The following is a 2100-nucleotide window of genomic DNA, read 5'->3' as shown; positions in this document are numbered from 1 at the left end:
GTCGGAGGAGGCGGGGGTGTCGAAGGATTCCGCGGACTGTGGGGCGGAGAACTCGGGGTTGTGCGGTGCGGCGACGCTATCGGCGTCGCTGGGCGCTGCCGGAGCAGTGCCGGAGATTTCGGCGCTGAACAGGTCGTCGAGGCCGAGTGGGTTGTCGTCAGGGGTGCCGAAGGGCGCAGAGGACCCTGTCGGGTTGGCTGTCATCTGTTTTTCCCGTATCTGGTTCAATGGTGAGAACCGGTCGCGGAGTGTGGGGGAGGCCGGATGGCCGCCGCTCTTGCCGCGCCGCACCCACCACACTCGCCCAGCACCCGGTCGGAAATCGACGGCGGGGACTTATGGGCTTCACGCACTTAACTCACGGGGTCACGCTCGGCGCCGCAGACAAAGGGGCGGCGGAACGAGCCGTGAACGGGGCTGACAGCACGGATCACTCCTGCCGTTAGCTTACGGGCCTGACGCCACGGCGCGAGAGTCATCGCCCGCATCCCGCATCAGGTCACACGTGAATCCGGTCTCGTGATCGAGGGCATTCCCGGGCATGGGTGTGCTATAACGAGATGTTCGAGACAATAGTGAAACGTGCGGGATGTTGCGCTTGCCAGAGGGCGGCGAACTCCGCCGCATTCCTTGCCACGACGGGAAATATCGCCGTTGCGCGAACCCGCAACACGCACCCGGCGGCCCGCTCGCAAGCGGGTGAAACCATGCACGCTCGTAGGATTTCAGTGCCGCACACGCTACTTGGGCGATACCATCGAAGGGTGTCGGGGTTACCCGTATACATGACTTCCGAGCCCTCGGCAGAACCCTGTGATCGAAGTGGCTCGGGAATGCATGCAGGTGGCCCCACTCTCACCGTGACGGTGCCTGTGCCGCTACGGTTCCCCGACAGACCAAGGACGACAGACGAGTTCCGGATCGATGACCCATTTCCCGCGCCACGCCAAGACAGCGCGTAGGGTGCGTAGACCTGCACTGCGCGCCGCACTGGCTTTGCCGACTGTGCTCGGACTAGTGCTGGCCACCTCCGCCGGCGCTGGTGCGCTCGTCGTAGCCGACCACCTCACTCCCACGAGCAGCGAGGCTACTGTGATCGCGAGCGAGCAGCCCGCGGCACAGGACAGCGAAAACGCGGACACTGGCACGACCGCGCCCGCGGCGCCGACTGCCGCCCACAGCCTCGCGGCGGCGATGCCAACGATGGAGCAGACCGCGCCGGCGGCCTCGTCCGCGTCCCCAAGCTCTGCGGTCGGCGAGTCGGTGACGGATGCCGTGACGCCGGCCAGTCAGGAGCCGACCGCCGCACCGGCTGGTGCGGCTGAGCAAACCGACACTCCCACGTCCGCTGCGCCTACCGCGGTGGCAGAGACGTCGTCACCGGCCCTGCCGAGCTCAACGCCGACCGCCGAAACGACCGCGGCGAGTGAGTCAGACCTTCGGTCCGTGACGGTGCGACAGCCGGGTGCCACCTACGTGTCCTCCAGCAGTACCGATCGTCCGCTGCTGATCCTGTCCGGGTGGAAGGACTACCTGGGGCAGCCGCTCGGTGCCGCAGGGGCGGTACGCGTCGGAGTACAGGTGCGAGTGGTGAGCGAGTCCGGGGCGGCGCAGTCGGCTCTCATTTATCCGAGCTTCGCCCAGGGGCGCTCGGAGTACGCCCTGCCGCTGTGGCCGTTCACCCAGGGGATGGATCCGCACGTGGGCACGTACACCCTGGAATGGCGTACCTCGCCTTTCACCGCCTGGGAAGTTATCGACACCCTGACCATGGATGTGCGACTGCCGGAGCCGACCGCCGCGTCCACACTCAGCTACGCCGACGGTACGCTGACCGGCACGGGCTGGGCCTTTGACCGCAGCACCAACATCGGCGGCAGTTTCAAAGTGGCGCTGAACGTCACCGACACGGAGGGCAACACCACGCCGGTTATCGTGCGCGCTCGCTTCTCCGGAACACGTTTCACGGTCACCGACGCCGCTTTGGAAGCTGCCGGTGCGCCCGTGGCCAGCGGCTACACCATCGCTGCGACGTCGAGCAACGACACCGCCTGCAGCGTCTCGGTGCGCATCCCCGGCGCTGAGCCCACGGTTGAGCCA

2 protein-coding genes are annotated in these 2100 nt (G+C 66.9%); one reads left to right on the top strand and one right to left on the bottom strand.

Going from position 1 to position 2100, the window contains the following annotated elements; all coding sequences use genetic code 11:
- A partial coding sequence (locus RWX45_RS02080) for a hypothetical protein (protein ID WP_316022131.1) occupies positions 1-204 on the bottom strand: 204 nt, incomplete at its 3' end.
- A 1242-nt stretch (positions 205-1446) separates the two neighbouring features.
- Between RWX45_RS02080 and RWX45_RS02075 the strand changes: the two genes are divergently transcribed.
- A partial coding sequence (locus RWX45_RS02075; protein ID WP_316022130.1) for a hypothetical protein occupies positions 1447-2100 on the top strand: 654 nt, incomplete at its 3' end.

This window comes from Actinomyces sp. MRS3W (assembly GCF_032465695.1).
Lineage (GTDB): Bacteria > Actinomycetota > Actinomycetes > Actinomycetales > Actinomycetaceae > Actinomyces.
Note: the sequence above shows the minus strand (reverse complement) of the source record. Positions and strands in the feature narration are given on the sequence as shown.